The sequence below is a fragment of the Microbispora bryophytorum genome, from assembly GCF_043197435.1.
Taxonomy (GTDB): Bacteria; Actinomycetota; Actinomycetes; order Streptosporangiales; family Streptosporangiaceae; genus Microbispora; species Microbispora bryophytorum.
Window position 1 is genome coordinate 278,735 of record NZ_JBICTF010000001.1, and the last position, 25,831, is coordinate 304,565.

At 72.8% G+C, this 25,831-nt stretch carries 30 protein-coding genes; 10 read left to right on the top strand and 20 right to left on the bottom strand.

Going from position 1 to position 25,831, the window contains the following annotated elements; genetic code table 11:
• Window positions 1-37 precede the first annotated feature (37 nt).
• The 8 genes from trpC to ACGFIB_RS01320 all read right to left on the bottom strand — a co-directional run bounded on the left by trpC (window position 38) and on the right by ACGFIB_RS01320 (window position 7,549).
• Entirely contained in the window at window positions 38-862 is an 825-nt protein-coding gene (gene trpC, locus ACGFIB_RS01285; RefSeq protein WP_142568694.1) for an indole-3-glycerol phosphate synthase TrpC, read from the bottom strand.
• 144 nt (window positions 863-1,006) lie between these two features.
• Entirely contained in the window at window positions 1,007-1,432 is a 426-nt protein-coding gene (locus tag ACGFIB_RS01290) for a DUF2752 domain-containing protein (RefSeq protein ID WP_191050610.1), read from the bottom strand.
• Window positions 1,433-1,442: 10 nt separating this feature from the next.
• The gene (locus ACGFIB_RS01295; RefSeq protein ID WP_393367724.1) at window positions 1,443-2,183 is read right to left on the bottom strand and encodes an RDD family protein; all 741 of its coding nucleotides are present in this window, start codon (window positions 2,181-2,183) and stop codon (window positions 1,443-1,445) included.
• A gap of 484 nt (window positions 2,184-2,667) precedes the next feature.
• A complete protein-coding gene (locus tag ACGFIB_RS01300; RefSeq protein ID WP_393367726.1) occupies window positions 2,668-3,294 on the bottom strand; it encodes a Trp biosynthesis-associated membrane protein in 627 nt (208 codons plus the stop codon).
• Window positions 3,291-3,641, bottom strand: a complete 351-nt coding sequence (gene hisI, locus ACGFIB_RS01305; RefSeq protein WP_393367728.1) for a phosphoribosyl-AMP cyclohydrolase — start codon at window positions 3,639-3,641, stop codon at window positions 3,291-3,293. Before hisI ends, ACGFIB_RS01300 begins: the two co-directional genes overlap by 4 nt.
• Before the next feature lie 41 nt (window positions 3,642-3,682).
• The gene (locus ACGFIB_RS01310; protein WP_393367730.1) at window positions 3,683-3,811 is read right to left on the bottom strand and encodes a hypothetical protein; all 129 of its coding nucleotides are present in this window, start codon (window positions 3,809-3,811) and stop codon (window positions 3,683-3,685) included.
• Between the two features lie 116 nt (window positions 3,812-3,927).
• A complete protein-coding gene (locus ACGFIB_RS01315) occupies window positions 3,928-5,733 on the bottom strand; it encodes an ABC transporter ATP-binding protein (RefSeq protein ID WP_357258024.1) in 1,806 nt (601 codons plus the stop codon).
• Window positions 5,734-5,770: 37 nt separating this feature from the next.
• Window positions 5,771-7,549: an ABC transporter ATP-binding protein gene (locus ACGFIB_RS01320; RefSeq protein WP_393368432.1), complete on the bottom strand. Its 1,779-nt coding sequence runs from the start codon at window positions 7,547-7,549 to the stop codon at window positions 5,771-5,773.
• 264 nt (window positions 7,550-7,813) lie between these two features.
• Between ACGFIB_RS01320 and ACGFIB_RS01325 the strand changes: the two genes are divergently transcribed.
• The 3 genes from ACGFIB_RS01325 to ACGFIB_RS01335 all read left to right on the top strand — a co-directional run bounded on the left by ACGFIB_RS01325 (window position 7,814) and on the right by ACGFIB_RS01335 (window position 9,246).
• Complete coding sequence (locus tag ACGFIB_RS01325; RefSeq protein ID WP_393367732.1) at window positions 7,814-8,449, top strand: TIGR03085 family metal-binding protein; 636 nt, start codon at window positions 7,814-7,816, stop codon at window positions 8,447-8,449.
• Window positions 8,450-8,550: 101 nt separating this feature from the next.
• Window positions 8,551-8,715 (top strand): hypothetical protein, encoded by a 165-nt coding sequence (locus ACGFIB_RS01330; protein WP_167748137.1) that lies wholly within the window; start codon window positions 8,551-8,553, stop codon window positions 8,713-8,715.
• A 369-nt stretch (window positions 8,716-9,084) separates the two neighbouring features.
• Window positions 9,085-9,246 carry a hypothetical protein gene (locus ACGFIB_RS01335; protein WP_167748136.1) on the top strand — a complete coding sequence of 54 codons (162 nt, stop codon included), beginning with the start codon at window positions 9,085-9,087 and terminating at the stop codon, window positions 9,244-9,246.
• A gap of 281 nt (window positions 9,247-9,527) precedes the next feature.
• On the opposite strand, the gene ACGFIB_RS01340 is transcribed toward ACGFIB_RS01335, so the two are convergent.
• Complete coding sequence (locus tag ACGFIB_RS01340; RefSeq protein WP_079319720.1) at window positions 9,528-9,815, bottom strand: chorismate mutase; 288 nt, start codon at window positions 9,813-9,815, stop codon at window positions 9,528-9,530.
• Window positions 9,816-10,104: 289 nt separating this feature from the next.
• On the opposite strand from ACGFIB_RS01340, the gene ACGFIB_RS01345 reads away from it, so the two are divergent.
• Window positions 10,105-10,332, top strand: coding sequence for a hypothetical protein (locus ACGFIB_RS01345; RefSeq protein WP_142568680.1), 228 nt, complete (start codon window positions 10,105-10,107; stop codon window positions 10,330-10,332).
• A 43-nt stretch (window positions 10,333-10,375) separates the two neighbouring features.
• On the opposite strand, the gene hisF is transcribed toward ACGFIB_RS01345, so the two are convergent.
• From hisF to hisD, 9 genes are all read right to left on the bottom strand, one after another.
• Window positions 10,376-11,146 (bottom strand): imidazole glycerol phosphate synthase subunit HisF, encoded by a 771-nt coding sequence (hisF, locus tag ACGFIB_RS01350; RefSeq protein WP_142568679.1) that lies wholly within the window; start codon window positions 11,144-11,146, stop codon window positions 10,376-10,378.
• A gap of 3 nt (window positions 11,147-11,149) precedes the next feature.
• Window positions 11,150-11,569, bottom strand: coding sequence for a RidA family protein (locus tag ACGFIB_RS01355; protein WP_208762101.1), 420 nt, complete (start codon window positions 11,567-11,569; stop codon window positions 11,150-11,152).
• On the bottom strand, window positions 11,566-12,291 hold the full coding sequence (gene priA / locus ACGFIB_RS01360) for a bifunctional 1-(5-phosphoribosyl)-5-((5-phosphoribosylamino)methylideneamino)imidazole-4-carboxamide isomerase/phosphoribosylanthranilate isomerase PriA (RefSeq protein WP_142568677.1): 726 nt from the start codon (window positions 12,289-12,291) through the stop codon (window positions 11,566-11,568). The genes ACGFIB_RS01355 and priA overlap by 4 nt, the downstream gene beginning before the upstream one ends.
• Window positions 12,292-12,295: 4 nt before the next feature.
• Entirely contained in the window at window positions 12,296-12,667 is a 372-nt protein-coding gene (locus ACGFIB_RS01365) for a hypothetical protein (protein WP_142568675.1), read from the bottom strand.
• A 193-nt stretch (window positions 12,668-12,860) separates the two neighbouring features.
• The gene (hisH, locus tag ACGFIB_RS01370) at window positions 12,861-13,493 is read right to left on the bottom strand and encodes an imidazole glycerol phosphate synthase subunit HisH (protein WP_142568673.1); all 633 of its coding nucleotides are present in this window, start codon (window positions 13,491-13,493) and stop codon (window positions 12,861-12,863) included.
• On the bottom strand, window positions 13,490-13,642 hold the full coding sequence (locus ACGFIB_RS01375; RefSeq protein ID WP_167748135.1) for a hypothetical protein: 153 nt from the start codon (window positions 13,640-13,642) through the stop codon (window positions 13,490-13,492). Before ACGFIB_RS01375 ends, hisH begins: the two co-directional genes overlap by 4 nt.
• A complete protein-coding gene (gene hisB, locus ACGFIB_RS01380; RefSeq protein ID WP_142568671.1) occupies window positions 13,642-14,247 on the bottom strand; it encodes an imidazoleglycerol-phosphate dehydratase HisB in 606 nt (201 codons plus the stop codon). The genes ACGFIB_RS01375 and hisB overlap by 1 nt, the downstream gene beginning before the upstream one ends.
• Window positions 14,244-15,320 carry a histidinol-phosphate transaminase gene (locus ACGFIB_RS01385; RefSeq protein WP_357240224.1) on the bottom strand — a complete coding sequence of 359 codons (1,077 nt, stop codon included), beginning with the start codon at window positions 15,318-15,320 and terminating at the stop codon, window positions 14,244-14,246. Before ACGFIB_RS01385 ends, hisB begins: the two co-directional genes overlap by 4 nt.
• Window positions 15,317-16,624 carry a histidinol dehydrogenase gene (hisD, locus tag ACGFIB_RS01390; RefSeq protein WP_142568666.1) on the bottom strand — a complete coding sequence of 436 codons (1,308 nt, stop codon included), beginning with the start codon at window positions 16,622-16,624 and terminating at the stop codon, window positions 15,317-15,319. The genes ACGFIB_RS01385 and hisD overlap by 4 nt, the downstream gene beginning before the upstream one ends.
• Before the next feature lie 197 nt (window positions 16,625-16,821).
• On the opposite strand from hisD, the gene ACGFIB_RS01395 reads away from it, so the two are divergent.
• A complete protein-coding gene (locus tag ACGFIB_RS01395; protein ID WP_142568664.1) occupies window positions 16,822-17,586 on the top strand; it encodes a DeoR/GlpR family DNA-binding transcription regulator in 765 nt (254 codons plus the stop codon).
• 26 nt (window positions 17,587-17,612) lie between these two features.
• Here the strand turns inward: ACGFIB_RS01395 and ACGFIB_RS01400 are convergent, their stop codons facing one another.
• Window positions 17,613-18,287, bottom strand: coding sequence for a hypothetical protein (locus ACGFIB_RS01400; RefSeq protein WP_357240218.1), 675 nt, complete (start codon window positions 18,285-18,287; stop codon window positions 17,613-17,615).
• Between the two features lie 133 nt (window positions 18,288-18,420).
• Between ACGFIB_RS01400 and ACGFIB_RS01405 the strand changes: the two genes are divergently transcribed.
• The 3 genes from ACGFIB_RS01405 (at window position 18,421) to ACGFIB_RS01415 (ending at window position 20,796) form a co-directional block, all read left to right on the top strand.
• A complete protein-coding gene (locus ACGFIB_RS01405) occupies window positions 18,421-18,810 on the top strand; it encodes an arsenate reductase family protein (RefSeq protein WP_393367737.1) in 390 nt (129 codons plus the stop codon).
• Window positions 18,811-18,820: 10 nt separating this feature from the next.
• Complete coding sequence (ybaK, locus tag ACGFIB_RS01410) at window positions 18,821-19,318, top strand: Cys-tRNA(Pro) deacylase (RefSeq protein WP_189104959.1); 498 nt, start codon at window positions 18,821-18,823, stop codon at window positions 19,316-19,318.
• A 77-nt stretch (window positions 19,319-19,395) separates the two neighbouring features.
• Window positions 19,396-20,796 carry an amidase gene (locus ACGFIB_RS01415; protein WP_393367739.1) on the top strand — a complete coding sequence of 467 codons (1,401 nt, stop codon included), beginning with the start codon at window positions 19,396-19,398 and terminating at the stop codon, window positions 20,794-20,796.
• Between the two features lie 84 nt (window positions 20,797-20,880).
• On the opposite strand, the gene ACGFIB_RS01420 is transcribed toward ACGFIB_RS01415, so the two are convergent.
• Window positions 20,881-21,366, bottom strand: a complete 486-nt coding sequence (locus ACGFIB_RS01420) for a hypothetical protein (protein ID WP_142568659.1) — start codon at window positions 21,364-21,366, stop codon at window positions 20,881-20,883.
• Window positions 21,367-21,467: 101 nt separating this feature from the next.
• Here ACGFIB_RS01420 and murA point away from each other — a divergent pair, with 101 nt between their 5' ends.
• Window positions 21,468-22,772: a UDP-N-acetylglucosamine 1-carboxyvinyltransferase gene (gene murA / locus ACGFIB_RS01425; RefSeq protein ID WP_139574388.1), complete on the top strand. Its 1,305-nt coding sequence runs from the start codon at window positions 21,468-21,470 to the stop codon at window positions 22,770-22,772.
• Between the two features lie 52 nt (window positions 22,773-22,824).
• The gene (locus ACGFIB_RS01430) at window positions 22,825-25,779 is read left to right on the top strand and encodes a transglycosylase domain-containing protein (protein ID WP_393367742.1); all 2,955 of its coding nucleotides are present in this window, start codon (window positions 22,825-22,827) and stop codon (window positions 25,777-25,779) included.
• Window positions 25,780-25,831: the final 52 nt, after the last annotated feature.

A 25,831-nucleotide genomic window follows, 5' to 3' on the forward strand; every position in this document is an offset into this window, starting at 1 on the left:
GTCGCGGTCACGCGGCCTCCTTCCGCTGCGCTGTCGTTCACGAGTGCCTCTCGGAGCCGGTGTCCTGCCGGGAGGCCGGGTGGGCGCCCGCGGTCACGAGATCGTTGACCGCCGCCTTGGGGTCCCTGCCGGTGACCAGGCTCTCGCCCACCAGCACGGCGTCCGCCCCCGCCCGCGCGTACGCGAGCAGGTCGTGGGGGCCGCGCACTCCGGACTCGGCCACCTTGATGACGCCGTCCGGCACCTTGGGCGCGAGCGTGGCGAACACCTCGCGGTCCACCTCAAGCGTCTTGAGGTCGCGGGCGTTCACCCCGATGATCTTCGCTCCGGCGTCGACCGCGCGGACCAGTTCCTCCTCGGTGTGCACCTCGACGAGCGGGGCGAGCCCGATCGACTCGGCCCGCTCGATCAGCGAGACGAGCGCCTCCTGGTCGAGGGCGGCCACGATGAGCAGGGCGAGGTCCGCACCGTGCGCCCTGGCCTCCCACAGCTGGTAGGAGGTGACGATGAAATCCTTGCGCAGGACGGGGATGTCCACGACCGCGCGCACGGCCGCGAGGTCGGCGAGCGTCCCGCCGAACCTGCGCTGCTCCGTCAGCACGCTGATGACGTGGGCGCCGCCCTCCTCGTAGTCCGCCGCGAGGGCGGCGGGGTCGGCGATGGCGGCGAGCGCGCCCTTGGAGGGGCTCGACCGCTTCACCTCCGCGATGACCGACACCCGGTCGCCGCCGAGCGCGGCGTAGGCGTCCCGGGGCTCGGGTGCACGGGCGGCGAGCCGCTTGAGCTCCTCGATCGGCACGTTGCGCTGCCGCTCCTCGAGGTCCTCCCGCACGCCCAGGATGATGTCCTCAAGAACACTCACGCGTCCTCCTCGCCTTCGGCTCGGAGCTCGCGCGATTTACCTGTCCGCTCGCTCACGCGTAAGGGTCCCTCCGGTCGGCTGCTCTGCGTGTCCTGCCCTGCGATGGTATCGGCCCGTCTCGCGTCGATCCGCCACCGGGTCGATTCACGGTGCGAGGAATTGCCCGAGAGGCGTATTACGCACCACCGTGAAGACGGCCGCGACGACGAGGAGTCCCCACAGGTATGCGGGGCGCGCGATGTCCGGGCGCGTGGGCCGTCCCTGCCATGATCGTAACGCCCAGCGCGCCCACAACGTGATAACGACAGGAACGCAGAAGACAAAGAGCAGGTTCATCCGCGCCGCCCCGGCGAGGTCGGCGTGGGCGAGGTCGTGCACGGCGCGCAGCGCCCCGCACCCGGGGCAGTACAGGCCGCTCAGGTAATAGAGGGGGCAGACGGGGTAGTGACCCGGCTCGTGCGGGTCGACCACCGCCAGGAAGGTCACCGCCGCGGTCAGAGCGGCCGCGGCGCCGAACGGCGCGCGCAGCGACCACACCCGGTCCCACCCGCGCCGTCCGGTCACTTCCATGGAGGTCAGCCTAACGCGGGGCGCGCACGACCACCGTGCCGACGATCTTGTCGGCGAAGGTCTGCCGCTTGGCGTCCCAGAGCGGCCACAGGTAGCCGACGTAGCAGGGCAGGCCGTCCACGATGTGGCAGATGCCCCGGACGACGGCCATGCCGAAGCCGATGTACTCGCCGGTCTGCTCCTTGACCGTCTGGATGCCGACGACCTTCTTGCCCACCGTCTGGCCGGTCGTGCCCTCCTTGTGCTTCAGCCACAGGGCGAGGCCGATGCACACGACGAGCGCCACGAGGGAGAGCAACAGGCCGATGCCGAAGCCGGAGCCGACCTGGCCGGTCTCCTCGTCCACCGAGCTCGCGCTCAGGGCGCTGCCGATGATGCTCAGAATCCAGGTGGGGACGCCGACGATGAGGCCGTCGATCAGCGTGGCGCCGACGCGCAGGCCCCAGTGCGCGAACTCGGGAGCCGGGTATCCGCCGTACTGATTGCCGTACTGGCCGCCGTACTGATTGCCGTACTGGCCGCCGTACTGGTCACCGGCGTGCGGGGCCGGGTAGGAGCCCTGCGGCGGCGGATAACCGCCGCCCTGCGGGTAGCCCCCCTGGGGAGGCGGCGGGTAGCCGCCCTGAGGCGGGGGATATCCGCCCTGAGGTGGGGGGTAGCCACCCTGAGGCGGGGGGTAGCCGCCCTGAGGGCCGGGCTGGTTCTGGGGGTTACCACCCGGGTTGTAGCCCGGATCGTTGCCGTACGTCATGTGGTGCTCCTGCGTGAGTGGGGAAAAGGAGTCTCAGATCTTCTTCAGCGCGATGAGACCGGAGACGACCCCGAGGATCCGCGGAGCACCGTATGGGGACGGGCCGGGGACGCCGGGGAGGAGCGACGCGACGACCATGCCGTTTCCGCCGGCGCCGGTGGGTGACCGGTGCCGGTGCGGACCGGCCGGAGCGGGTGGCGATGGCCGCCGGAGGCCGGAGGCCGGTCACTCCGGCCGGACGGGTGGCCGTGGCCGCCCGTGCCGCCCGGCCGACTCCCGTGGCTCATTCGGTCTCCTGCGCGGTGATCAGATGTCGGCGCGAAGCCTATCGGCAGCAGGGCGGCCAGTCCGGGCCATAATCCGCTTTGTGGATGATTTGTAATCTGAGCCGGGAACGGTCCAACTCGCACGGGAGGACTCCCCCGCCGGCGCACCGTTACGCGGTGAGTCCTCTACGCGGTGTGTCCTCTACGCGGTGGGTCCTCTACGCGGTGGGGTCCTCGCCCTCGTCGATCGCGTCCCACATCGCCCTGTCGGCGTCCTTCACCCGGGTGGCGCCGCTCGTGCCCGCGCGCCCGGCCCCCCGCTCGTACCTGCTCGACATGCCGGGCCAGCGCACGCTCAGGGCCGCCGCCGCCACGCCCGCCCCGGCGAGGACGAGCCCGCCCACGGCGGCCAGCACCGGCCAGACCCAGGCGCGCGACTCCACCGAGATGTGACCGGAGGACGTCACCGCGGTCGTCATGTGCCGCGCGGCCACGGAGGCGATCGTCGCGCCCCGCGTGCCGTCCCACGCCCCGGCCGCCACCGCCGCGCCGAGGAGGGCGACCACCACGCTCGTCACCCGCCGCGCGACCGCCCTGGTCGCCAGCACGGCCAGCACCGCGGCGAGCGCGGCCAGCGCCGCGGGAGTGAGCCATGCGACCAGGTCGTTGCCGGTGAGGGAGCCGCCGCCCGCTCCCGCAGGACCTTCCGCCGTGCCGAGCGTGACCCACACGCGGCCCGCGGCCAGCAGCGCGAGGCCGCCTCCCACGGCGCAGGCCGCCAGCCAGGCGAGCAGCGTGCGCCGGGCCGTACGCGCCTGGTCGCGGGCGGGCGCCGGAGCGGTCACGGCGTGCCGATCACGTCGAGGACGTCGGCGTCGAAGCAGGTGCGGTCGCCGGTGTGGCAGGCCGCCCCCACCTGCTCGACCTTGAGCAGGATCGTGTCGCCGTCGCAGTCGAGCGCCACGTGCCTGACCCACTGCACGTGGCCGGAGGTGTCGCCCTTCACCCAGTACTCCCCGCGACTGCGGGACCAGTAGGTCGCCCGGCCGCTGGTGAGCGTGCGGTGCAGCGCCTCGTCGTCCATCCAGGCGAGCATGAGCACCTCGCCGGTGTCGTGCTGCTGGACGATCGCGGGCACCAGGCCGTCCGGCGTGCGCTTCAGCCGGTCGGCGATCTTGGGGTCGAGGGCCATGAGGCCAATTGTGCCGCAGGCCCCGGCCGCCACCGCCGCCGCTACCCCGTCTCCCCGCTGCGCACCCAGCCTCCCCGCCGCCGCTCCCCTGCCTCCCCCGCCGCCGTTATGGGGGCCCGCCCGGCCGGCGTGGTCACCAGCGACGGCGGCAGGTCGCCCACCCGGCGCACGGCGTGCTCCCGCCGGCGACGTCGCTGACGTCCAACGTCGGTGACATTCAACGTCAGTGACGTCCGACGTCAGTGACGTTCGATATCAGTGACGTTTAATGTCACCGACCGGAGGTTCAGCGGGCGGTGGTGGCGGTGGTCCAGGACGCGTAGAGGTCGGCGTACACGCCGGGCTGCTCGACCAGGACGGCGTGCGGGCCGCGCTGGACGATCCGGCCGTGCTCGAACACCACGACCTCGTCGGCCGCCTGGGCGGTGGACAGGCGGTGGGCGATCGAGATGGCCGTACGACCGCGGGTGACTCCGTCGAGGGCGCGGGCGAGGCGCACCTCGGTGGCGGGGTCGACGGCGGAGGTGGCCTCGTCGAGCAGCAGCAGGTCGGGGTCGGCGAGGTACGCGCGGGCGAGCGCGACGAGCTGCCGCTCCCCGGCCGACAGGGACTCGCCCCGCTGTCCGACCGGGGTGTCCAGCCCGGCGGGCAGGCCGTCGAGCCAGTCGGCCAGGCCGAGCTCGGTCAGCGCCCGGGTGATCTCCTCCCGGGTCGCCGCGGGCCGTCCGAAGCGGATGTTGTCCTCAAGCGTCGAGTCGAACAGGAACCCGTCCTGCGGCACCATGACGATCCGCTCCCTGAGCGAGGAGAAGCCGACCGTGCGCAGGTCGATCCCGTCCACGAGGATCCGGCCGGAGGTCGGGTCCATGAGCCGGGTGAGCAGCTTGGCGAAGGTCGTCTTGCCCGAGCCGGTCTCCCCCACCACCGCGACCCGGGTGCGCGGCGGGATCTCGGCCGACACGTCGTGGAGGACGGGCGGGCCGCCGGGGTAGGCGAAGCCCACGCCGTCGAAGCGGACCGAGATGGGGCCGCGCGGCAGCACGGCGCCGTTCTCCGGGTCGGCCACGTCGGCCGGGGTGTCGAGCACGCCCAGGATCCGCCGCCATCCGGCGATGGCGTTCTGCGCATCGTTCAGCACCTCGGTCGCGGTCTGCAGCGGGCTGATGAACAGCGTGATCAGGAACAGGAACGCGATGAGCCGCCCCGCCGTGATCGAGCCGGACACGCCCAGCCCGACCCCGGCCACGACCACCAGCGCGACCGTGATCGAGGCGATCAGCTCGGTGGCCGGGAACGTGAACCCGACGATCTTCTGCGCCCGGGTCTGCGCCGCGCGCATCCCGTCCACCGCCGTGTCGATCCGCTCGGCCGTGCGGTCCTCCGAGCCGTACGCCCGGATCACCGCGCTGCCGACGACCGACTCGCTGACGGCGGCGAGGACGTCACCGGCCCGCTCGCGCACCCGGGTGTACGCCTTGGCCACCAGCCGCTGGAACCGGGGCAGGGCCAGCACCAGCGGCAGGAAACAGGCCCACACGATCAGCGTGAGCTGCCAGGAGTAGACGGCCATGAGCACGGTCGCCACCACCAGCTGACCGGCGGACACGATGACCATGAGCCCGCCCCACTGCATGAACGTGCTGATCTGGTCGACGTCGCCGGTCACCCGGGAGACCAGGCCGCCGCGCCGCTCGGTGTTCTGCGTCAGCACCGACAGGTCGTGCACGTGGCGGAAGCCCTTGCCGCGCAGGGCCGCCAGGCCCGACTCGGTGGAGCGGTACAGCCGGACGTTCATCAGGTAGCCGCACAGCGCGGTCAGCACGACGGCGAGCGCGCACAGGGCCACGGCGTTCCGGATGAACGGCAGGTCGGGCTCGCCCGGGCCCAGGCCGCGGTCGATCACCTGTTGCACGGCGATCGGCACGACGACCTTGCCCAGTGTCGCCAGCACGGCCAGCACGAGCGTCCCGGCGAGCCCGCGGCGGAACTCCGGCGACAGCCGCAGGCCCTGCCTGAGCGTCTCCAGGGCGCCCCGGTCGGCCGACCGCAGGGACGAGGTCTCCCCTGCGGCCGTGTCGGTCACGGCGGTCACCGCGTCACACTCCTCGTCAAGGGCTTCGGGCCGTGCGTCATGCGACGACCTCCTCATCGGTGTCGAGCGCGGCCCGCTCGGCCTCCTCGCGCTCGTAGGCGGTGACGAGGTCGCGGTAGCCCGGGCAGCGGACCAGCAGCTCCTCGTGCGTGCCGTGGTCGGCGATCACGCCCTGCTCCAGGTAGACGACCTCGTCGGCCAGCGCGATCGTCGCCATCCGGTAGGCGACCACGATCACCGTGGCCTCGGCGGCGCCGTCGCGCAGGCCGTAAAGGATGCGCTTTTCGACCTGCGGGTCGACGCTGGATGTGGCGTCGTCGAGGATGAGCAGCCGGGGCTCGCGCACGACCGCGCGGGCCAGCGCGAGACGCTGGCGCTGGCCTCCCGACAGCGTGGCGCCGCGCTCGCCGATCTGGGTGTCCAGGCCGGACGGCAGCGCGCTGACGAAGCCGTCGGCCTGCGCGAGCCGCAGCGCGGCCCAGACCCGCTCGTCCGGGACCTGCCCGCCGAGCGCGATGTTGCCCCGCACGGTGTCGTCGAACAGGAACGTCTGCTGCGGGACGAGCGCCACCGCGGCGCTCACCTCGCCCTTGGCGACCTCGCGCAGGTCGACGCCGTCGACGCGCACGACGCCCTCGCCGGGGTCGATCAGGCGCGCGAGCAGCTGGGTGAGCGTCGACTTGCCCGCCCCGGTCGGCCCGACGAGCGCGATCGTGCGGCCCGGCGCGACGGCGAGGCCCACGTCCTTCAGCACCGGGCTTCCCGGCACGTACGCGTAGGAGACGCCCTCGGCCTCCACCCGGGCAGGCCCGGGGGCGTCCAGGCGGGCGGTGCCGTACTCCATGGAGCCGGTGGCGTCGAGGACGTCCCTGATCCGCGTCCAGCCGACGACGCTGCGCGGCAGCTCGGCCAGCACCCAGCCGAGCGCCCGCACGGGGAAGGCGAGAAGGGTGAACAGGTAGGCGACCTGGATCAGGTCGCCGGCGGCGACGCCGCCCGACTCCAGCCGCAGCGACCCGACGAGCAGCACGGCGAGCACGCCCAGTGTGGGCAGCGCCTCAAGCAGGGGGTCGAACAGCCCGCGGACGCGGCCGACGGCGACGTTCGCGTCCCGCAGCGCGTCGGCCTTCGCCTGGAACCGCGCGGTCTCCGCGTCCTCCCGGCCGAGGGTCTTGACGACGAGCGCGCCGTCGAAGCTCTCGTGCGCGACCTCGCTCACCTCGGCCCGCAGCTGCTGGGCCCGCATCGCGAGGGGTGAGAGCCTGCGCTGGTAGACCAGGTTGAGCACGGCCACGGCCGGAAAGATCAGGAAACCGACGACGGCGAGCACCGGGTCGACCAGCACGATCGCCACGGCGGCCGTCACGAGCATCACGACCACGCCCACCGCCATCGGCAGCGGGGCGAGCGGCCCCCAGGCCGCCTCGACGTCGGAGTTGGCGTTGGACAGCAGCTGCCCGGTCGGGTGGCGGTGGTGCCAGGCGAGGGGCAGCCGCAGATACTGCCGGGTGACGGCGCGGCGGGAATGGGCCTGCATGCGGTACTGGTGGATCCCGGCCATGATGCGCCGCCCCATGATCCCCGCGGCCTTGAGCACCGCCACGCCCACGATCAGCAGGGCCGCCACGGTCAGCGCGCCGGTGCTCGCCGCGCCGTCCGCGAACGCGGGCAGCACCGCGTTGTCGGTCGCCCAGCCGAGCGCCCAGGAGGCGGCGACGGTCATCCCGCCGTAAAGGGCGCTGGCGAGGACCGCGCCGGTGAAGATCCTCGGCTCGGTTCTGATCGACACGCCGATGACCTTGAGACCCTGGAGCATGACTGAGCTGCCGGGCCGCGCGGGGGACTCCTTCGTCGGCACGCGGTGCGTTCCTTCCGATCGGGGGACCAGCTGGGGCCGCTCCCTGCGAGCGCCCCGGAGGGGGACGTTACTCACTCGGGGACGCCACCGGATCGGTCACCGGACCGACGCCACCCAAGCCCTTGGTCCTAGTTACTCCCTATCATTCTGATCAACCTGTTTATTCCTCGGTGATGCGCGACCGCCGGTCCGGCCGGGATCACGGACGCATAGGCTGATCAGGTGACACACGCCCAGACGGAGCGCGCGGCGCTCTGCGACCTGCTCGACCGCCTCGGCCCCGGGGCGCCCACGCTGTGCGAGGGGTGGTCGACGGAGGATCTCGCCGCCCATCTCGTCCTGCGGGAGCGCAGGCTCGACGCCGCGCCCGGCATCGCGCTGCCTTTCCTGGCGGGCTACACCGCCTCCGTGCAGGACCGCATCACGCGGAGCCACCCCTATCCCGAGCTGGTCGGGCTCGTCCGTCACGGGCCCCCGCGCTGGACGCCGTACGGACTGGTCCCCCGCCTGGACCAGATCGTCAACACGATAGAGCTCTTCGTCCACCACGAGGACGTGCGCCGGGCGCAGGCCGGCTGGGAGCCCCGAGTCATCCCGCGGGACCTGCAGGAGGCGTTCTGGAACCGGCTGCGCGGCGGCGCCCGGCTCTTCCTGCGCAAGGCTCCGGTGGGGGTCGTGCTCCGCCGTCCGGACGGGGCCAAGGCCGCCGGGCGGATGGCGGAGCCCGCCGTGGTGGTCACCGGTGAACCGTCGGAGCTGCTGATGTTCGCGTTCGGACGACAGGAGCACGCCCGGGTGACGTACGACGGAGACGCCGCGGCGGTCGCCCGGCTCCAAGAGGCCCGATTGGGGCCATGAGAACGAAGTCGTGAGAGTTGTCCGGAATCCTCCACGTAAAGGCCGTGCAATGGGGCAGCATGAGACCGGAGCACGATGTGTAGGAGCGTTTGGGAGCCCGGATGAACCTCAAAAAGGTCCTGACCTACCTGGCCATCGCGTTCGTGATCTTTTATTTGTTCACGCAGCCCGCGAACGCCGCCGACGCGGTCAAGAACCTGTTCGGGGGCATCGGCACGGGAGCCGAACGCCTGTCCGCGTTCTTCACCTCGCTCGTTTCGGGCTGAGCCCGGCCCATTGCGGGCCGGACCTCGGCCGTTCCCGGCCGAGCCCTGCCCATCCGGGCTGAGCCCTGTTCATCCGAGCCGCATCCTGCCCATTCACGCCAGATCCTGCCCATTTCGGGCTGAACCCGCCGTATTCGGGCTTCGCCGCGTTCTTTCCGGCCTTGGCTTCCGGCCTCGGCCGCGCCCTTTCCGGCCGTGAACCGCGGCGTCCCGGCAGGCCCGCCCGGACTCGCCGGCGCGGCGCGAGAAGCCCGCCCATCCCGCCGTCTCACGATGAGGGCGGAACGGCCTCATGTCCTCTCGGCTAGTTATGATCAACACTGCCGCCGGGTACAAACAACCGGGATACCGATTGCAGGAGGCCCCCCGATGAAGGTGAAGAAGGTTCTTACGTACGCGGCCATCGCGTTCGTGGTCTTCTACCTCTACAGCCAGCCGCACGCGGCGGCAGGCGCCGTGCGAGGCGTTTTCGACACCGTCAACACCGGAGCCAGCCGACTGGCGACCTTCTTCACCTCGGTCCTGAGTTGAGGCCGCGGACCGCCCGGCCCCGCTCTCCCTCAGGCAACCCCGACCACGACGACCCCAGGCGGCGACCGACGACCGTCGGACCGCGCTGACAGTCAGAGCCACGGCTCTGCGCACAGGCCGGCAGGGCATCCGCCCTTGCTCCGCCGGCCTCTCCTTTCGCATCCCTACGCGACCGGCGACCGCCGCACCCCCCACGGCCGGCACCTCTGCCCCCGCATCCCGTTCCCACACCCGGGTGCCCCCGGGGCTCCGGTGGCGAGAGCGGGCGCGCGGCGACCCCGCTACCCGCGCTGCCGGTGCTCCGTGAGCTCGTACTCCACGAACGCCCCGATCATCGCCCGCCAGACGGCCTCGGCGACCTCCGGAGACAACCCCTCGCGCTCCGCGCGCTCCCGCGCCGCGGTCACGACCCGCTCCACCCGGTCCGGAGCCCGCACGGCCTGCTCATCCGTCTTGAAAGCGGCCGCGGCGCGCACGAGACGCTGGCGCTCGGCCAGCAGCGTCGTCAGGCGGGCGTCGAGCTCGTCGATCCGGCGGCGGACGTCGTCGAGCGAGGTGGGGCCGGACACATGTTCCTCCGCGTGGCGAGACGATGATCACCGGCCACTCTAGGGCTCGTGGGGGGAGATTCCGTACATCCGCTCCCCCGGGCCCTCGCGGCCCTGGCCCTCGCGGCCCTGGCCCTCGCGCCCCTGGCAGACGCTCGCGATAAAAGGCCCCACAACGGCCTATGCCGGTTTTCGCCCACTATCGCCCTATTTGGGGTGATTGGTATGGACGGTTGTGTGATGTCCGGCCGACCATTGAGGAGCGCGGACTCCGAGCGCCGCACTATCCATTGACGGACAGGAGACAGCTATGCGTGCCAAGCGTTTCCCGAGCCTGCTGGGCCTGGCGTTCCTCGCCGCCGTCGGCCTCGCGGCGGCCCAGCCGGCCCACGACGCCTCCGCGGCCACGACCTGCTGGGGCGACAACGGGTGTGGCCACGGCGGCTTCCAGGGACAGTGGCAGTACCAGTCGATGGCGTCCTCCTCGCTCGGCACCGGCCCGGACGCCTACCCCACGGCGATCGTCGACATCGACTGAGGACCCACCGGCCGGGGGCCGGATCCCGGCCCCCGGCGGGCGCTCAGCGGACCGGGTGACCGGCCGCGCGCAGCGTGTCCTTGACCTCGTGGATCTTGAGCTGGCCGAAGTGGAAGACCGAGGCGGCCAGCACGGCGTCCGCCCCGGCGTCCACCGCGGGCGGGAAGTCCTCCAGGCGCCCGGCGCCGCCGGAGGCGATCAGCGGAACGCTCACCGCCGCCCGTACGGCCCGCAGCATCTCCAGGTCGTATCCCGACTTGGTGCCGTCGCCGTCCATCGAGTTGAGCAGGATCTCCCCGACGCCGAGCTCCTGCCCGCGCCGGGCCCACTCCACCGCGTCGATGCCGGTCCCCCGGCGCCCGCCGTGAGTCGTCACCTCGAACCCGGAGGGCGTGGGCGGCCCGTCGACCACCCGGCGCGCGTCCACCGACAGCACGATGCACTGCGACCCGAACCGGCGCGAGGTCTCGGTCAGCAGTTCCGGCCGGGCGATGGCCGCGGTGTTGATGCCGACCTTGTCGGCGCCGGCGCGCAGCAGCCGGTCCACGTCGTCGGCCGACCGCACGCCTCCGCCGACCGTCAGCGGGATGAACACCTGCTCGGCCGTACGGCGCACCACGTCGAGCATGGTCTCGCGCTCGCCCGAGGAGGCGGTGATGTCGAGGAAGGTCAGCTCGTCGGCCCCCTCGGCGTCGTAACGCGCGGCCAGCTCGACGGGGTCGCCCGCGTCCCTGAGGTTCTCGAAGTTGACCCCCTTGACGACCCGGCCGGCGTCCACGTCAAGGCAGGGGATCACCCGCACCGCCACCGTCATCGCTCAGCCCTCGTCGTCGCCACGTTCCGCCGCCCGGTAGGCCTCGACCTCGACCTCGACCAGCATGCGCTCGTCGACCAGCCCGGTGATCTGCACGCTCGTGCAGGCGGGCCGCACGTCGCCGAAGATCTCACCGTGGGCTCTGCCGACCGCGTCGAAGTCGGCGGCGTTCACCACGTACAGGCGGGTCCGAACCACGTCGGCCCGGGTGATCCCGGCCTTCTCGACGGCGTCCAGCGCGATGGAGAAGGCGGTGAGCGTCTGCTGGTAGGCGTCGCCCACATGCTGGACCTCACCGCCCACGGTGGCGGTGCAGCCGGACACGAGCACGTGCGGCCCGGCTACGACCGCGCGGGCGTAGCCGTAACGGTCTTCCCAGGGGCCGCCGGAGGAGATCCGCCCTTCGGGCATCGGAGTGCTCATGCCACCGTCACCGCCGCGAGCGCCTCTTCCAGCGTGAACGCCTGGGCGTACAGCGCCTTGCCCACGATGGCGCCCTCGACGCCGTCCGGCACGAGCGTGGCGATCGCCCGCAGGTCGTCCAGTGAGGACACCCCGCCGCTGGCGACGACCGGGCGGTCGGTCCGCGCGCAGACCTCGCGCAGCAGGTCGAGATTGGGACCGCGAAGCGTGCCGTCCTTGGTGACGTCGGTGACGACGTAGCGCGGGCAGCCCTGCGACTCCAGCCGGTCGAGCACCTCCCACAGGTCGCCGCCCTCCTGGGTCCAGCCGCGGGCGGCCAGCGTCGTGCCGCGCACGTCGAGCCCCACCGCGATGCGATCTCCGTGCTCGGCGATCGCCTTGGCGCACCACTCCGGGTTCTCCAGCGCGGCGGTGCCGATGTTGACCCGGCGGCAGCCGGTGCTCAGCGCGGCCTCAAGCGAGGCGTCGTCGCGGATCCCACCGGACAGCTCCACGTTCACGTCGAGCGCGCCGACGACGGAGGCGAGCAGCTCGCGGTTGTTCCCCCGGCCGAACGCCGCGTCGAGGTCGACCAGGTGGACCCACTCCGCGCCCGCCTTCTGCCAGGCCAGGGCGGCGGCGAGCGGATCCCCGTACGAGGTCTCCGTCCCCGCCTCACCCTGCACGAGGCGGACGGCTTGGCCGTCGGCGACGTCGACGGCTGGGAGCAATACGAGCGACATTTGGTCATGACCTCCGGTCGAAAACGATGGTGACGAGCACCGGGAGAAGCAGGATCGAACCGAGGAACACGCCCAGGCGGGCCATCCACGAGTCGAGCAGAATCCAGGCGAGCGCCTGGACGAGGAACCACAGCACGACGGCGACGGCGTTCTCCGTGCGGCGGCGGCGGGCGAGATACCCCCGCTGCCGGGCCACCCGCACCGGCCTCGCCGGCCGCGGCAGCACCGCGGCCACGGCTCCGGTGACGGGCCCGACGAGCCGTGCGCGCATCTCGCGCCGCCTGGCGGCCCTCGCGTCGCGCTCGGCCCGGGCCGCCGCGAGGCGTTCGCGCTCGGCTTCGCGCTCCGCCCTCCGGCGGGCCCGTTCCTTGCTCATCGGGCCTCCCGCTCAGGTCCGGTCACGGCCTGGACGGCCGCAGGCGCCGCGGCCCCGATCGGGGGAACACCGTGTCCACGACCGGGAACACCGCGCCCTCGGAGAGGGACGCGTGCCCGTGGGTGGAAGCCGTCGCGTGCCGCAGGTTCCCAGTGTCGCACCGCTGCCTCGAGATTTCGCGTGCCGGACACGCTCACAACGTGCTCAGCCAGTTGGACAGCAGCACGGCCCCGGCGTCCCCGGACTTCTCGGGGTGGAACTGGGTGGCCATGAGAGGACCGTTCTCGACGGCGGCCACGAAGGGCGCGCCGTGCTCCGCCCAGGTCACCAGCGGCCGGCGGAAGCCGTCGCCGGCCTCCAGCCGCCAATCGCGCACGCCGTAGGAGTGGACGAAATAGAAGCGCGTCCCCTCCTCCAGGCCGCGGAACAGCACGCCGCCCTCGGGCGCGGTCACGGTGTTCCACCCCATGTGGGGCAGCACGGGCGCGTCGAGCCGCTCGACCACGCCGGGCCACTCGCCGCAGCCCTCGGTGTGGACGCCGTGCTCGACGCCCTTCTCGAACAGGATCTGCATGCCGACGCAGATCCCCAGCACCGGGCGCCCGCCGGCCAGGCGGCGGCCGACGATCTGGTCGCCGCGCACCGCCTTCAGCCCCTCCATGCACGCGGCGAACGCCCCGACGCCGGGGACGACGAGCCCGTCCGCGCCGAGGGCCGCGTCGAAGTCGGCGGTGACGGTGACGTCCGCCCCCACCCGGGCCAGCGCCCGCTCGGCCGAGCGGAGGTTGCCCGAGCCGTAGTCGAGCACGACCACGCGCTTGCTCATTGCCACCACATCACTCCCGCGGTGATCGCCGCGGCGGCCCCGACGCCGGCGAGCGCCGCCAGTAGCTTGAGGCCCTGCCGGATGCCCGAGATGACCCCGCCGATCAGGAAGAGGCCGATAAAGATCATCCCGCCGGACGCCAAAGTCATCAGAGCACTCCCTTGGTGCTGGGCACGCCGGTCGCCCGGGGGTCCCGCTCCGACGCCGCGCGCAGCGCCCGCGCGAGCGCCTTGAACTGCGCCTCCACGATGTGGTGGGCGTTGCGCCCGTACGGCACGTGCACGTGGAGGCAGACCGCCGCCTGCGCGACGAACGACTCCAGGATGTGCCGGGTCATGGTGGTGTCGTAGTCGGGCCCGATCATCGGGGCCATGCCCTCGGGCTCGGTGTGGACGAGGTACGGCCGGCCGGACAGGTCCACCGTGACCTGCGCGAGCGCCTCGTCCAGGGGGCAGGAGGCGCTGCCGAACCGCCGGATGCCCGACTTGTCGCCCAGGGCCTCGCGGAACGCCGCGCCGAGCGCGATCGAGGTGTCCTCGATCGTGTGGTGGGCGTCGATGTGCAGGTCCCCCTCGGTTTTCACGGTCAGGTCGAACAGGCCGTGCTTGCCGAGCTGGGCGAGCATGTGGTCGTAGAATCCGACGCCGGTGGACACCTCGACGATCCCGGTGCCGTCGAGGCCCACCTCGACCAGCACCGATGTCTCCTTCGTCGTGCGCTCGACGCGGCCGCGGCGCTCGTTGAGCTCGGTCATGCGAGGACCCCTTCCAGCGCGGCGCGGAACGCCGCCATCTCTTCCGGCGTGCCGATCGACACGCGCAGCCAGCCGGCGGGGCCGGTCTCCCGGATCAGCACCCCGCGATCGAGCAGTCCCTCCCACACGGACCGCCGGTCCGCGAACGTACCGAACAGCACGAAGTTGGCGTCGGAGTCGGCGGCTACCAGGCCATGCCCCCGCAGCCAGTCCACGGTGGCGTCCCGCTCGGCCCGCAGCGCGTCCACCGCGCCCAGCAGTTCCTCGCGGTGCGCCAGCGCCACCCGGGCCGCCGCCTGCGTCAGCGTGGACAGGTGGTAGGGCAGGCGGACCAGCAGCATGGCGTCGACCACCGCCGGGTCGGCGGCGAGGTAGCCGAGCCGGGTGCCGGCCATCGCGAACGCCTTGGACATGGTGCGCGTCACGATCAGCCGGGGGTTGCCGGGCAGCAGCGTCAGCGCCGACGACGTGCCCGCGCGGGCGAACTCGGCGTACGCCTCGTCCACCACGACCATGCCGGGCGCGGCGGCGAGGATCCGCTCGATGACCTCCAGCGGCAGGGCCGTGCCGGTCGGGTTGTTCGGCGAGGTCAGGAACACCACGTCGGGGCGGTGTTCCTCGATCGCGGCCACGGCCGCGCCGGGGTCGATCGCGAAGTCCTCCCCCCGCAGGCCCTCGATCCATCGGGTGTTCGTGCCGCCCGTGATGATCGGATGCATGGAGTACGACGGCTCGAACCCGATGGCCGAGCGGCCGGGGCCGCCGAACGCCTGGAGGATCTGCTGGATGATCTCGTTGGAGCCGTTGGCCGCCCACAGCTGGCGTGCCGTCAGCCCGTGGCCGAGGTAGTCGGCGAGATCCTTGCGCAGCTCGACGGCGTCCCTGTCGGGGTAGCGGTTCAGCGTCGCCGCGCCCTGCCGCACGGCGCGGGCGAGATCGTCGATCAGCGCGGCCGACGGGGGGTAGGGGTTCTCGTTGGTGTTGAGCTGCACCGGTACGTCGAGCTGCGGCGCGCCGTAGGGCTGTTTGCCGCGCAGGTCGTCGCGGATCGGCAGGTCGTCGAGCGTCGTCATGCGGGCACTTCCCAGTCGAAGCGGGCGCGGATCGCGGCGCCGTGGGCGGGCAGGTCCTCGGCGTCGGCGAGCGCGCACACGTGCGGTGCGGCCCCGGCCAGCGCCTCGCGGCTGTAGTCCACCACGTGGATGCCGCGCAGGAACGTCTGCACCGACAGTCCCGAGGAGTGGCAGGCGCAGCCGCCGGTCGGCAGCACGTGGTTGGAGCCCGCCATGTAGTCGCCGAGCGACACCGGCGCGTACGGCCCGACGAAGATCGCACCGGCGTTGCGCACCCGGGCGGCGACCGCGCGGGCGTCGGCCGTCTGGATCTCCAGGTGCTCGGCGGCGTAGGCGTCCACGACCTTCAGCCCGTCCTCGACGTCCGAGACGAGCACGATGCCCGACTGACGGCCGGCGAGCGCCTCGGTGATCCGCTCGCCGTGCCGGGTCGCGGCCACCTGGCCGGGCAGTTCCTTCTCCACCGCGTCGGCCAGCTCCACGCTCGTGGTGACCAGCACGGAGGCGGCGATGACGTCGTGCTCGGCCTGGCTGATCAGGTCGGCCGCGACGTGCACGGGGTCGGCGGTCTCGTCGGCGAGGACCGCGATCTCGGTGGGCCCGGCCTCGGAGTCGATGCCGATGCGGCCCTTGAGCAGGCGCTTGGCCGCGGCCACCCAGATGTTGCCGGGGCCGGTCACCATCGTGGCCGGGGGACACTCCTCGGTGCCGTAGGCGAACATCGCCACGGCCTGGGCGCCGCCCACGGCGTACACCTCGTCGACGCCGAGCAGCGCGCAGGCCGCGAGGATGGTGGGGTGCGGCAGGCCGCCGAACTCCTTCTGCGGAGGCGAGGAGACGGCCAGCGAGGGCACGCCCGCCTCCTGGGCGGGCACCACGTTCATGACCACGCTGGAGGGATAGACGGCCCGGCCGCCGGGGACGTACAGCCCCACGCGGTCGACCGGCACCCAGCGCTCGGTGACCGTGCCGCCCGGCACGACCTGCGTCGTGGTGTCGGTGCGCCGCTGGTCGCGGTGGACCAGCCGGGCGCGGCGGATCGACTCCTCCAGCGCCGCGCGCACTGCCGGGTCCAGCTCCTCCAGGGCGCGGGTGAGGGCCTGCGCGGGCACCCGGGCGGACTCCAGCTCGACGCCGTCGAATCTCGCGGTCAGCTCCCGTACGGCTGCCGCGCCACGATGGCGTACGTCCTCACAGATGGGCCGCACCTTCTCCAGGGCGGCCTCGACGTCGAGTTCGGCGCGGGGCAGCACGTCGCGCAGGTCGGCGGGAAGGGACCCGCGCAGGTCGATACGGGAAATCACCGTCCCAGTCTACGGACGGCCGGGGACGGATCAGCGGGTGTCCAGCATTCGGGACGGGCGTTTCACCGGTACGCACACCACTCCGGAGCTGGGGTTCTTCGCCGACGTCCGTTTTCCGGGCCGGTTCCTTGACAGGTTTCCGGGCATCGATCCACACTCTCGGGCAACATCAGTCACATTCGGTCAAGGCGGATCTCTTGCTTCCGGCACAGCGCCACCAGCGGATCATCGAGGCCCTCGGGCGGAAGGGGACCGTACGCACCGAGGACCTCGCCGCGCTGCTCGGCGTCTCCCACGAGACCGTCCGGCGCGACCTGGCGCTCCTGGAGCGCCGGGCGCTGCTCGTCCGCGTGCACGGCGGGGCGACCCCGGCGCCGTCCGGCACCGGCGAGGAGCGGTCCTACCTGGAGCGCTCGACCAGCCAGTCGGAGGCGAAGGCCGTGATCGGCGAGCTCGCGGCGCGGCTCCTGCGGCCGGGCCAGACCGTGATCGTCGACGCCGGCACCACCGCCGTCCACGTCGCCAGGGCCGTCCCCCCGTCCTTCCGGGGGGTGGTCGCCACCTGCTCGCTGCTGGTGGCGGCCGAGCTCGCGGGCCGTCCCGGCGTGGAGGTGCTGGTGGCGGGCGGGCGCGTCCGGCAGGGCGACCTCGCCGTCTCCAACGCCCAGACGCTGGGGTTCTTCCAGGACCTGCGCGCCGACGTGGCGTTCCTCGGCTCGGGCGGGGTGGACGCCGAAGCGGGGCTCACCGACTACTTCCTGGACGAGGTCGCGACCAAGCGCGTGATCCTCGCCGGCACCGCCCGGACGTACGTGCTCGCCGACAGCTCGAAGCACGGCAGGGTCGCCGCCCACCGGGTGTGCGCCCTGGACGGCCTGTCCGGCCTCATCACCGACGAGGAACCCCCTCCCGCGCTCGCGTCCGCGCTGGTCAGGGCGAGTGCCGAGGTGATCGGCCCGTAGGGCGGCCCGGCGGTCCGATCACCGTCTCACCGGGCCGAGGCCGCCGCCGCCGAACCCGGCACTCCCCCCACCGCCGCGGACGGCACTGCGCCCGCCACCGGCCCCGGCACTGCGCCCGCCGCCGCGGACGGCGCGGCGATCGGGGGCGCGACCAGCGGGAGCGTCCTGGCCAGCACCAGGGCGAATCCGAGCTGGAACGTCGCCTCGCCGTGGATGAGCAGCCCCTCGGCCTGGAGCACGTACACCGCGGCGAGGACGCCGCCGCCGAGCTGCAGCAGGAGGAACACGACGCCGGCCGCGTCACCGTGAGCCCACGCGACGAGCCGTCCGGCCAGCAGGAGCTGGAGCGCGAACAGGGCCGCGCCCAGCCCCCGATGCGCCCAGTCGACCATCCCGCCCAGGGTGTACGGCGTCAGGATGATCCCGGCCAGCAGCGCGACGAACGAGTCGGCCATCCACCGCAGATGGGCCGGGGACGGGGTGCGGGCCGCCGCGTCGCGCAGCGCCCGGTGGGTGAACAGCGCGGCCCCGGCCAGGCCCGCGGCGTACGGCAGCGCGGTCTGCCAGTGGGCCCCGTAGTAACTCATGCCGTGGTTGGCCCCCAGGCCCTCCGGCCGGAGAGTGAGACACACCCCCAGTCCGCCGAACAGGAATGCCTGTCCCTTCGCGACACCACCTGCGAGATCCCCGACCGTCCCCATCTGCCGCCCCTCCGCACTCGGCCCCTCCCCATCGACAAAGGCCGTCTAAAGATTGTCCCCTTTAGATCGTTTTGCCGTACGCCGGGTGGGCATGAGAGCCCGTTTGCCCGCAGCTGGGCGGGACAATGGCCGCATGGAGATCTGGATCAACCCGGCCTGCTCGAAGTGCCGGTCGGCCCTGTCGCTGCTCGACGCCGAGGGCGCGGGGTACACGGTCCGCCACTACCTGGAGGACCCGCCGGGCGCGGAGGAGCTCTCCGAGGTGCTGCGCCGCCTCGGGCTGGAGCCCTGGGACGTCGCCCGCCTCGGCGAGCCCGTCGCGGCCGAGCTGGGCATGGAGTCGTGGCCGCGTGACCGGCCGTCCCGTGAACGCTGGATCGAGGCCATGGCCGCCCACCCGATCCTGATCCAGCGGCCGATCATCACCGCGGACGACGGCACCGCCGTGGTGGCCCGCTCCCCCGAGGCCGTGCGCTCCGTCCTGCCCGCGGCGCCCCCCGGCGTGCGGCGAGAGTCACACTAGGCTTGCCGTCGTGAGCAAGACCAAGAGCAAGGGCGGCCAGGGCACTCCGGCGACGGTCGCCCTCACGCAGGCGAAGGCGGAGTTCACCCTGCACCCCTACGACCACGACCCGAACGCCCAGGCGTACGGTGAGGAGGCGGCGGACGCGCTCGGCCTGCCGTACGAGCGGATCTTCAAGACGCTGGTGGCGGAGACCGAGGCGGGGCTGGCGGTCGCGGTCGTGCCGGTGGCGGGCAAGCTCGACCTCAAGGCGTTCGCGGCGGCGCTGAAGGGCAAGCGGGCGGCGATGGCCGACGCGGCCAAGGTGGAGCGGGTCACCGGCTACGTGGTCGGCGGCATCAGCCCCATCGGGCAGCGCAAGCGGCTGCCGACCGTGGTGGACGAGTCCGCGCTCGGCTTCGAGACGATCTACTTCTCCGCCGGGCGGCGCGGCCTGCAGATCGAGACGGCGCCGGGCAACCTCATCCGGATCGTCCAGGCCGTGACCGCCCCCATCGCGAAGCTCTGAGCCTGTCTACTGTTGCCGTCGCCCGTACGGCCCACCGGCCACAAGACTGGCCGGGAACCGCACCGAACGGGGGAAACGTGAACGAGCTGGTCGACCTCACCGCGACGGAGATGGTCGCGCTGCTGCGGGCGGGCGAGGTGAGCGCGGTCGAACTGACCGAGGCGTGCCTGCGGCGCGTCGAGGAGACGAACCCGCGGGTCAACGCCGTCGTGACGCTGACCGCCGAGCGGGCGCTCGACCAGGCCGCACGCGCCGACGAGGACCTGCGGCGCGGCCTGGTGCGCGGCCCGCTGCACGGCATCCCGGTCGCGCACAAGGACCTCGCCGACACCGCGGGCGTGCGGACCACGTACGGCTCGCCGGCCTTCGCGGAGCACGTCCCCACCGAGGATGACCCGCTCGTGCGGCGCATCCGGGAGGCGGGCGGGATCGCGCTCGGCAAGACGAACACCCCGGAGTTCGGCACCGGCTCGCACACGGTCAACGAGGTGTTCGGGGCGACCCGCAACCCCTACGACCTGTCCAAGAGCGCGGGCGGCAGCAGCGGCGGCGCGGCGGCGGCGCTGGCGTGCCGGATGGTGCCGCTCGCCGACGGTTCCGACATGGGCGGGTCGCTGCGCAACCCGGCGTCGTTCTGCAACGTGGCGGGCCTGCGGCCGACCCCGGGACGGGTGCCGGCGAAGTCGGCGACGGCGGCCTGGTTCACGCTCAGCGTGCCGGGGCCGATGGCCCGCACGGCCGGCGACCTCGCGCTGTTCATGTCGGCCGTCGCCGGGTTCGACCCGGTCTCGCCCTTCTCGATCCGCGAGGACGGCTCGGCGTTCGCGGCGTCCCCCGACATGGACCTCGCCGGAGTCCGCGTCGCCTTCAGCCCCGACCTCGGCGGCCTTCCGGTCGACCCCCGCACGGCCACGACGACGGCGCGGGCGGCCGAGACGCTGGCCGCGCTGGGAGCCGAGGTCGAGCGGGTGGACCTGGACCTGTCCGACGCTGAAGAGGCGTTCCGCGTCTACCGGTCGTGGTACTACGCGCTCACCTTCGGCGACCTCCCCGAGGTGGGGCCCAACGTGGGCTGGAACGTGGCGCAGGGGCGGAAGGTCACCGGAGCCGATCTCGCCAGGGCCGAGCGGCTGCGCACCGGCCTGTTCCACCGCATGCGGGAGTTCTTCGGCCGCTACGACTTCCTGGTGGCGCCCGTCAGCCAGGTGCCGCCGTTCCCCGTCGAGCAGCCGTACGTCACGGAGGTGGCCGGGGTGGAGATGCCCGACTACCTGGCCTGGATGCGGTCGTGCTACTGGATCAGCGTGCTGCACGCGCCCGCGATGTCGGTGCCGTGCGGTTTCACGTCCGACGGTCTCCCGGTCGGCCTGCAGATCGTGGGCAGGCCGTGGGCCGACATGGACGTCCTGCGCCTCGGACACGCCTTCGAGCGGGCGACCGGCTTCTGGCGGACCGAGCCGGGCCTCGGCACGGCGTAGGCAGGGCTTAGACGGCCGAGTCCGGCGGCACGGTGTAGGCGGCAGGGCTTGCGGCAGGGCTTGCGGCGGGGCTTGCGGCAGGGCTCAGCGGCTTCTCTCGTTGTAGCTCACGGCGAACTCGACGACCCAGAACACCGCGGTGGCCACGAGCGGCCAGGCGAACAGCACGCCGTGCGCGGTCAGGTCCAGCGACGTCGTGGTGGTGTAGCCGCGCGGTCCCGCCGCCTGGACCCCGCCCTCGGCCGTGCCGCCGACCAGCATGGCGACGTATCCGGCGAGCAGCCCGCCGGCGGCGAGCCCCACGAGGACCTCGATCGCCCTGCCCCGCGACAGCACGTACCCCGCGATCCCGCAGACCAGGCCGAAAGCGGCGGTGACGACGGCGAACCAGCCGTCGGCCTCGATGAGCGACTGCGTCTCGGGATCGGCCAGGTGCGGCGTCCCGTCGACCAGCACGTACTGCGCGGTGGGGGCGAGCGCCGACCACACGTATCCGGCGACCACCCCGAGGACGGCGAGCACGAGGACGGTAAGGCCGGTCGTCGCCAGATTGCCCCTCAGATGCCGCACCGTCCCGATAGTACCCACGTGGTGATCGGTGCCGATCCCGTTACTCTTGCTGAAGCCGGGTTCAGGGGATGCACGGCGTCAGTGTGGGCCAAGGAGGCCGAGTGAGCGAAGAGGTATGGCAGATCGACCCGTCCGGCCCGTTGCGGGGGGACGTGGAGGTCCGTGGATCGAAGAACGCGGTCTCCAAGCACATGGTGGCGGCGATGCTCGGCACGGGTCCGAGCACGCTGCACAACGCCCCCGAGGTCGGCGAGGTGGGGCTCACCGCGGCCATGCTCGAAGCCCTCGGCATCCATGTGGAGATCACCCCGGGTGAGATCACCATCGAGCGGGGCAGCGAGATCCGGCCGCGGGTGCCGGAGGAGTACACCGGGCTCAACCGCATCCCGATCCTGATGCTCGGCCCGCTGCTGCACCTGGCGGGCGAGGCGTTCGTCCCCCTCGTCGGCGGCGACCCGATCGGCAGGCGGCCGGTCAACTTCCACGTCGAGGCGCTGCGGTCGATGGGCGCGGAGATCGAGGTGGGCGACAACGGCATCACGGCCAAGGCGGCCCGGCTGCGCGGCAGCCGCATCACGCTCCCCTATCCCAGCGTGGGCGCCACTGAGACGATCCTGATGACGGCGGTGCTGGCGGAGGGCAAGACCGTCATCAAGGGCGCGGCGATGGAGCCCGAGGTGGTGGAGCTGGCGCTGTTCCTCCAGCGCATGGGCGCCATGATCGAGCTGAGCCCCGACCGCCGCATCGTCATCGAGGGCGTCGAGCGGCTGCACGGCGCCTCCACCTGGCTGGCCGGCGACCGCATCGAGGCGTTCTCCTACCTCGTGGCGGGTCTGGTGACCGGCGGCGAGGTGCGCGTGCACGGCTGCCACCAGGACCGGCTCGTCACCGCCATCACCACGCTGGCGAGGATGGGCGCCCGGTTCGAGATAACCGACGAGTGGCTGTGCGCCTCCGCGCCGGACGGCCTGCGCGCCGCGGCGGTGCAGACCGACACCCACCCCGGCTTCATGACGGACTGGCAGACGCCGCTGATGGTGCTGTTCACTCGCGCCGAGGGCATGTCGGTGCTGCACGAGACGGTGTTCGAGAACCGGCTCGTGTACGTGCCCGCGCTGCAGAAGATGGGGTGTGAAATCGAGGTGTTCGCCCAGTGCCTGGGCGGACCCGCCTGCCGCTACCACGACACCAACGCCAAGCACTCGGCGGTCGTACGCGGAATCTCCAACCTGCGCGGGGCCGACGTCACGCTCCCCGACATCCGCGCCGGGTTCTCCGCGGTGCTCGCCGCCGCCGTGGCCGAGGGCACCTCGACCCTGCGGGGCGTCAACCACATCGAACGCGGCTACCACAGACCGTTCGAACAGTTCACCTCCCTCGGGTTGAAGATAAACAGACTCACGTAAAGCTTTGTGGCCCCTGGGTTTGGAGAAACGCCAGAGGTCGCACTGATATCCCGTGACCTCTCGTCTTGCCGGCCAGGCCGGTCTCGGGCGCGCCGTCCTCGCCCTGGGCATGTGCGGCGCGGCCGGGGGCGCCCTGGTCGCCGGGCTGGTGCTGCCCTTCGCGGGCGGGGCCGGTCTGGCGGCCAGGAGCGCCGCGTCCGTCCTCACCGACCTGCCCGTGCCCCTGCGCGAGGAGCCGCTGCCCGAGGTGACACGGCTGCTCGATCGCGACGGGCACCAGATCGCCCAGTTCTACTACCAGAACCGGCAGTCGGTGCCGCTGGGCGCGGTCGCCCCGGTCATGCGCCAGGCCATCGTGGCCATCGAGGACGCGCGGTTCTACGAGCACGGCGGCCTGGACCTCAAGGGCACGCTGCGCGCCTTCGTCACCAACACCCGGGCCGGCGGGATCCGGCAGGGCGGCTCGTCCATCAGCCAGCAGCTCGTCAAGAACATCATGCTGAGTCAGGCCGAGTCGGAGCAGGAGCGCGCGCAGGCCCTCGTCCGCTCGTTCCGCCGCAAACTGGACGAGCTGCGGTACGCGCTGGCGCTGGAACGTAAATACACCAAGGATCAGATCCTCGAGCGCTACCTCAACATCGCCTACTTCGGCGCGGGGGCGTTCGGCGTCCAGGCGGCGGCCAAACGGTTCTTCGGCGTCGACGCCGCCGACCTCACGCTCACGCAGGCCGCGACGCTCGCCGGCGCCGTGCGCACGCCGTACGACACCGACCCCACGCTGGGCGACGAGCACCGTGACCGGCTGCGGGCGCGGCGCGACCTGGTCCTGGGCCGGATGGCCGAGCTCGGGGTGATCGGCAAGGACGCGGCGCGCACCGCCGCGGCCGATCCGCTGGCGCTGCACCTGCGCCCCGAGCCCGGCGGCTGCGCGGGCAGCGCCCACCCCTTCTTCTGCGTGTACGTGGAGCGCGAGGTGCTCACCAACCCCGCGTTCGGATACACCAGGGCCGACCGCGAGCGGCGCCTCCAGCGGGGCGGGCTGACCATCTGGACGACCATCGACCCGGTCGCGCAGCGGGCCGCGGAGCGTGCCATCGCCTCGCGGGTCAGCCCCCGCGACAACCAGGTGGCGTCGGAGACGATGATCGAGCCGGGCACCGGGCGCATCCGCGCGATGGCCGTGAGCAAGCGCTATGGGCGCAACCCGCACGACCGCGACCTCGGGCCCGCCACCACCTACAACCTGGCCGCCGACATGGCGCACGGCGGCGGGCTCGGCCTGCAGGCGGGGTCCACGTTCAAGGTGTTCACCCTGGCCACCGCGCTGAAGCAGGGGATGCGGTTCGGCGACGGCTTCACGATCCCCGGCGCGTACGTCCCGTCGTACGGCTATCGCGACTGCTCGGGCAAGTCCGTCAACGATCCGAACACGGTCATCCACAACGCGGGCGGCGAGGGCGGCGGCGGGCCGTTGAGCCTGGAGATGGGCACCTGGCAGTCGGTGAACATCTTCTACATGCGACTGGAGCGCGAGGTCGGCCTGTGCGACGTCGTGCAGACGGCCAAGTCACTCGGCATCAGGCGGGCGGACGGCACGTCGCTCCACGAGGTGCCGACGTTCACGCTGGGCGCCAACGAGATGGACCCGACGACCGTGGCGGCGGCGTACGCGGCGTTCGCCGCCCGGGGGCGCTACTGCCGGCCGATGGCCGTCACCGCCGTCGTGGAGCGCGACGGCACCCGCACCGAGACACCGCCCGCCTGCGTGACCGCGCTCGAACCCGCGGTCGCCGACGCGGTGAGCCATGTGCTCACGGGAGTCTTCACCAAGGGCACGATGCGCGGCCAGTCCATCGGCCGGCCCGTCGCGGGCAAGACGGGCACGAACAACGGCTACACCTCGGCCTGGTTCGCCGGATACACGCCCGCCCTCGCCGCCGCCGTCAGCGTGGGCGACATCCGCGGCTCCTACCGCTATCCGCTCACCGGCGTCACCATCGGCGGCCGCTACTACGGAGCGGTGCAGGGCGCCTCGCTGCCCGGCCCCATCTGGGTGGACTCGATGCACGCGGCCCTGCGGGACACCCCGGCGTACGGCTTCGTCCCACCGGATATGGCCCGGTTCGGCGGCGGCTTCACGCCCGGCCTGAAGGAAGCGCTGGAGAAGCAGCGCGAGAAGGAGAAGAAGAAGCGGGAGGCCGAGCGCGAGAAGCACGACGACGACGGCGACGGCGCCTCGGCGTCCGACGAGGACGCGACGGACGGCGCGGCGAGCGGCGGCGAGCATGCGTCCAGCAGCACCGGGACCACCCCCCTGGCCAGGGGCGCCGGGGGCGCCGGGACCGCCCCCACCGCCCTCCGGGCCGCTCCCGCCGCGCCCGCCGCCCCGGCGAGCCGCTCCACCGTGGTTCGCTCCACCGTGGTCCGCCCCGCCCGCGACTCGCCGATCGCCGCCGCAGCCCGCTCGGCGGCCCGTGGCTCCTCGCCCCGTGCGCCACTCCGCAGAGGGCCCGGCGGCGTGCCGGCGACGACCGGCAGGACGGGCTGGGCGAGCCTCGCCCGCCACCGCGCCGCTCCTCCGGCGGCGCCGCCCGCCGTCCGACGCGCCGAAGCCCCACGCGCCGGAACCCGCCGTGACACGGCCCGTGACACGGCCCGATCCGGCACGGCGGAGCGCGGGACCCGGAAACACGCGATCGCCGACCACGCGACAGCCGACGCGACGGCAGAACGCCGCGCGGCGGTCCCGCACCGCACGCCCCGGGGCCGGCACAGCGCGGTGCGCCACGAGGGCACGAACCCGCCGGCGACCCACAGCGCGAACCGCAGCGCGCCCCACAACGCGAAGCACAGCGCTGTTCACGACGCGAACCGCAGCGCGCCCCACAACGCGAAGCAGAGCGCGAGCCACACGGCGAAGCCTCCGGCGCGAAGCTCGGCACCCCGCCGAGCCGGATCACCGGCTCGACGCCACCACCCCGCCCACCCCGTGCGGCGCCGCGCCTGAGCGAGTGGATGCCGCGGCCGCCGTGCGCGGTGCCGTGGCCGCCGTGCGCGGT

What these genes read in the sequence shown, in the direction of transcription:
- ACGFIB_RS01290 (WP_191050610.1), bottom strand. Translation starts at nt 1,432, where the DNA reads ATGGAAGTGACCGGACGGCGCGGGTGGGACCGGGTGTGGTCGCTGCGC.
- ACGFIB_RS01295 (WP_393367724.1), bottom strand. Translation starts at nt 2,183, where the DNA reads ATGACGTACGGCAACGATCCGGGCTACAACCCGGGTGGTAACCCCCAG.
- hisI (WP_393367728.1), bottom strand. Translation starts at nt 3,641, where the DNA reads ATGGCCCTCGACCCCAAGATCGCCGACCGGCTGAAGCGCACGCCGGAC.
- ACGFIB_RS01320 (WP_393368432.1), bottom strand. Translation starts at nt 7,549, where the DNA reads ATGCTCCAGGGTCTCAAGGTCATCGGCGTGTCGATCAGAACCGAGCCG.
- ACGFIB_RS01330 (WP_167748137.1), top strand. Translation starts at nt 8,551, where the DNA reads ATGAACCTCAAAAAGGTCCTGACCTACCTGGCCATCGCGTTCGTGATC.
- ACGFIB_RS01335 (WP_167748136.1), top strand. Translation starts at nt 9,085, where the DNA reads ATGAAGGTGAAGAAGGTTCTTACGTACGCGGCCATCGCGTTCGTGGTC.
- ACGFIB_RS01345 (WP_142568680.1), top strand. Translation starts at nt 10,105, where the DNA reads ATGCGTGCCAAGCGTTTCCCGAGCCTGCTGGGCCTGGCGTTCCTCGCC.
- hisF (WP_142568679.1), bottom strand. Translation starts at nt 11,146, where the DNA reads ATGACGGTGGCGGTGCGGGTGATCCCCTGCCTTGACGTGGACGCCGGC.
- ACGFIB_RS01355 (WP_208762101.1), bottom strand. Translation starts at nt 11,569, where the DNA reads ATGAGCACTCCGATGCCCGAAGGGCGGATCTCCTCCGGCGGCCCCTGG.
- priA (WP_142568677.1), bottom strand. Translation starts at nt 12,291, where the DNA reads ATGTCGCTCGTATTGCTCCCAGCCGTCGACGTCGCCGACGGCCAAGCC.
- ACGFIB_RS01365 (WP_142568675.1), bottom strand. Translation starts at nt 12,667, where the DNA reads ATGAGCAAGGAACGGGCCCGCCGGAGGGCGGAGCGCGAAGCCGAGCGC.
- hisH (WP_142568673.1), bottom strand. Translation starts at nt 13,493, where the DNA reads ATGAGCAAGCGCGTGGTCGTGCTCGACTACGGCTCGGGCAACCTCCGC.
- ACGFIB_RS01375 (WP_167748135.1), bottom strand. Translation starts at nt 13,642, where the DNA reads ATGACTTTGGCGTCCGGCGGGATGATCTTTATCGGCCTCTTCCTGATC.
- hisB (WP_142568671.1), bottom strand. Translation starts at nt 14,247, where the DNA reads ATGACCGAGCTCAACGAGCGCCGCGGCCGCGTCGAGCGCACGACGAAG.
- ACGFIB_RS01385 (WP_357240224.1), bottom strand. Translation starts at nt 15,320, where the DNA reads ATGACGACGCTCGACGACCTGCCGATCCGCGACGACCTGCGCGGCAAA.
- ACGFIB_RS01400 (WP_357240218.1), bottom strand. Translation starts at nt 18,287, where the DNA reads ATGGGGACGGTCGGGGATCTCGCAGGTGGTGTCGCGAAGGGACAGGCA.
- ACGFIB_RS01405 (WP_393367737.1), top strand. Translation starts at nt 18,421, where the DNA reads ATGGAGATCTGGATCAACCCGGCCTGCTCGAAGTGCCGGTCGGCCCTG.